This window comes from Acinetobacter sp. MF4640 (assembly GCF_002018895.1).
Lineage (GTDB): Bacteria > Pseudomonadota > Gammaproteobacteria > Pseudomonadales > Moraxellaceae > Acinetobacter > Acinetobacter johnsonii.
In genome coordinates this window covers 1-3,380 of the sequence record NZ_MVOM01000101.1, presented here as the reverse complement: position 1 = coordinate 3,380, position 3,380 = coordinate 1, and the positions used below count along the sequence as shown (strand labels likewise).

The following is a 3,380-nucleotide window of genomic DNA, read 5'->3' as shown; positions in this document are numbered from 1 at the left end:
TAAATCCTATAGAACAGATGTGGGCATGGGTTAAACGTAAGCGTAAAGAATGGTTGATCGATTCAGTCGATGAGTTATTTCAAGTTTTTTTCGAATCCTGTATGAATAATAAAGTAGTTTGACTATATTGAGTTTAACTCGGCTTAATGAAATCACACTATGCTCGACATGGGTCGGAATCCATAGCGCGCACATCGGCGGCACGATCCAAACGTGGTTTGGGGTGAACACTTGAATCATCCCTGTCGAAGCATACAGAAACTGCGCTCGCGAATGGGTATGCGTAGGGGTAATCTCTCGGTAGGTATGCTCAGAAGAAAGCCCAATCACCAATTCGGACATTTCGGTTTGAATCAGAGAATTTGGCATGTGCAGTTTAAAATTGTCAGTTATACAATGATTATTGGAAGATAGTCTTATGAATGACATTTTACAATCAATGCCTGATGAAAAATACATGGAGTTTGCGAGGGATGTCGTCTTCAATTCAAATGAAAGAGGGTATGGGCGAAGCTACAATCAATGAGCAACCGCAAGGTATGATTATAAAAGTGGTGGGAGCGGTGGCGGTTGCGCATCTACTGAATGACTTGATTCAAGCCGTTTTGCCAGCCATTTATCCAATGCTGAAAACCAATTTTTCCTTAAGCTTTGCGCAAGTCGGACTGATTTCATTGGTCTATCAAATTACGGCATCGCTACTGCAACCTTGGATTGGACTCTATACCGACAAACATCCGAAACCTTATCTGCTCCCACTCGGTATGGTGGTGACTTTTAGCGGCATTTTGCTGTTGGCATTTTCACCAAATTTTATTGTACTGCTCATGGCCTCGGCATTGATTGGTGTAGGATCTTCGACCTTTCACCCTGAAGCCTCACGTGTAGCACGTATGGCTTCGGGTGGGCGCTTTGGCACAGCACAATCGACCTTTCAGGTCGGTGGCAATACAGGTACAGCGATTGGGCCTTTATTGGCCGCGCTGATTATTGTGCCTTTTGGGCAGCATGCCGTGGCATGGTTGATTGTATTTGCTTTACTTGCGATTTGGGTTCTGTTCGGTGTCAGCCGTTGGAGCATCAGTCACAGTAAAAAACAATTGGCTGCCAAAGCGCATCAAGTGCAAAGCAAACTGCATGGGCGTCAACTCGTCATCGCGCTGTCGACCATTTGCGTGTTGATGTTTGCTAAATTTACTTACATCGCCAGCATCAGTAACTATTTCACTTTTTATTTAATGCACAAGTTTCAGCTCAGTTTACAAAGTGCGCAGTTACATCTCTTTGCCTTTTTGGCTGCGGTGGCTCTGGGTACATTTGCTGGTGGGCCGATTGGAGATCGAATTGGGCGTAAAGCGGTGATTTGGGTGTCTTTTGTCGGCATGGCGCCGTTTGCGTTGATGATGCCGCATGCCAATCTATTTTGGACGACTGTACTGTCGATTATCACAGGTTTAGTACTTTCCTCTGCCTTTGCTGCCATGGTGGTCTATGCACAAGAGGCTGTTCCGGGACGAGTTGGCATGATTGCAGGGTTAATGTTTGGTTTAATGTTCGGTGTAAGTGGTATCGCCGCAGCAGGCTTAGGATATTTGGCTGACGTCAACGGCATTGAATGGGTATTTGGCGTGTGTGCGTTATTGCCTTTACTCGGTTTAGCGACCTTCTTTTTACCGAAAACCCAAGCAAACTAAACTGAATACCGCAGAACTTTAGGTTTAGACGCGTTATCTTGTATAAAGAATAGGATGGCGCGTTTGGATTTGAGTAGGGGTGTTGTCATTAAATGCTCGATGCACTCAATCTTTGTGTGCTTTGATTCTGGAGGATGAATGCCATGACTACTCCCGATGCTGTAATAAAATTTTCCTTAGGCTTGGAGCAGTTGAGTTTTGAACTAGATGGACAGCACTTTCAGATTGATAAAGGTTTACGATTCATACAGTCGAATAGTATGCGGCATGGGGTGCTGGATGAACTTGCCATCGAATTGATGATTTATGTAATTGAAGAAATATTAGAGTCGGTTCCAATTCATTATGGTCAGCCCAAAAATGCAATCAGTGCTGATGATTTATTTCAGCAAGTTCTGACTTTATTTTTCCAGAATCAGCACAGTATAGACCGAGTACAGCTTGAAAGCGGCTTTAACGAGTTTATCGAGCGTCGGGAGTATTATGTCTGTAAAGTGGCAGAACAGGGGGTATTCAGTCTGGTTTACTTTGTGTTTTTACGTGAGGTGATGCACCACTGGAATGTGGTCGACATTCAATTTGAATCGCTTGAAGCGGCTCAATTGCATTAAAAACGTAAAAAATAGGGAATGACAGACAGCAGAATCCCAATGCCACTGAGCAAGAAATTACTTTCTATAAAATAAGGGAAAACCATTAAAACCAGACCAGCAACAAAGGGCACAGTCATTTTTTGTTTTTTTCCATAGAGAAAATAGCCTAAACCAATTGAGCTAAAGATCACGCCTAGAAAGAGTTGAGTGGTGTTCATGATGATGTTTCATGCATTGTTATTCTCTGGCAGATATTATGCCAAGATTCTTAAAAGAATAGAAAAAGAATGAAATTTTATGTTAATAAGGTGAAATTAATGAAAAAATAATTGAAAAATATTTGTTTAATATTAGAATTAATTTTCGGAAATACTTTAAAAATCATTGTTAAAATAAATTAGATATGAGTTGCATATGAACTATCCAATAAAGAGCTTTAATATTAAGAATTTGCATGGTTATAAAGATGTGAATGTTGGTTTTAATAATAAAGCGAAAATTTTAATAGCTGAAAATGGATCTGGTAAAACGGCAATAATGAACTTGTTGTATAAGATATTAAGTAAGAAGTTTAATGAAATTAGGTTTATTGATTTTGAATATGCAAGTGTTGAAACAGTATATGGTACGATAAATATAGATAAAGATTGGATCAATGGATTCTATAAAACTATTAGTGATTGTTTTCCAGTTGAAATGAAAAATATTTTCTTGGATTTGGATTTAAATTTAGATGAACTTTATGATTTTATTGTGGCTTTGTTGCATAAATATGTAAGCATCTGATTTAAATAAATTTAATTTTGGATCAAAAAATAATCAAAACTTTTAAAATCATATAGTTATGAAATCTTTGTGCAACAAAGCCTTTTATTGTTAATAAATTTGATGAAAGAAAACCAAGATCTTATATGTCAAATCCTATAGTTGAGAGTATATATAGGAAAACTCATTATAGTTATGAGAGGCTTTGTTGCACAAAGATTTGAAATGCAAAGCGCCCCTAATTGAGCCAAATTTAAGGCGTAACTTGGGTAAGTGGTCGACCTAATTCCGTAAATCTGTTAAGGACTGCTACACGTGCATGGATCTC

Annotated in this window: 4 protein-coding genes and 1 pseudogene; 3 read left to right on the top strand and 2 right to left on the bottom strand. The window is 39.1% G+C overall.

All coding sequences use genetic code 11. The annotated features are described in order from the left end of the window. Window positions 1-126 precede the first annotated feature (126 nt). Window positions 127-369 (bottom strand): annotated as a pseudogene (locus MF4640_RS18335) (AraC family ligand binding domain-containing protein); the annotation flags it as partial. A 104-nt stretch (window positions 370-473) separates the two neighbouring features. Between MF4640_RS18335 and MF4640_RS18330 the strand changes: the two are divergent. Together MF4640_RS18330 and MF4640_RS18325 are read left to right on the top strand one after the other, a co-directional pair. Continuing rightward, a complete protein-coding gene (locus MF4640_RS18330; RefSeq protein ID WP_078390466.1) occupies window positions 474-1,694 on the top strand; it encodes an MFS transporter in 1,221 nt (406 codons plus the stop codon). A 143-nt stretch (window positions 1,695-1,837) separates the two neighbouring features. Next, window positions 1,838-2,305 carry a hypothetical protein gene (locus MF4640_RS18325; protein WP_078390465.1) on the top strand — a complete coding sequence of 156 codons (468 nt, stop codon included), beginning with the start codon at window positions 1,838-1,840 and terminating at the stop codon, window positions 2,303-2,305. Here MF4640_RS18325 and MF4640_RS18320 read toward each other — a convergent pair. Then, window positions 2,302-2,505, bottom strand: coding sequence for an amino acid transport protein (locus tag MF4640_RS18320; protein WP_078390464.1), 204 nt, complete (start codon window positions 2,503-2,505; stop codon window positions 2,302-2,304). The two genes, MF4640_RS18325 and MF4640_RS18320, sit on opposite strands and share 4 nt — an antisense overlap. Before the next feature lie 196 nt (window positions 2,506-2,701). On the opposite strand from MF4640_RS18320, the gene MF4640_RS18315 reads away from it, so the two are divergent. After that, window positions 2,702-3,073 carry an AAA family ATPase gene (locus MF4640_RS18315; protein WP_078390463.1) on the top strand — a complete coding sequence of 124 codons (372 nt, stop codon included), beginning with the start codon at window positions 2,702-2,704 and terminating at the stop codon, window positions 3,071-3,073. Window positions 3,074-3,380 lie beyond the last annotated feature (307 nt).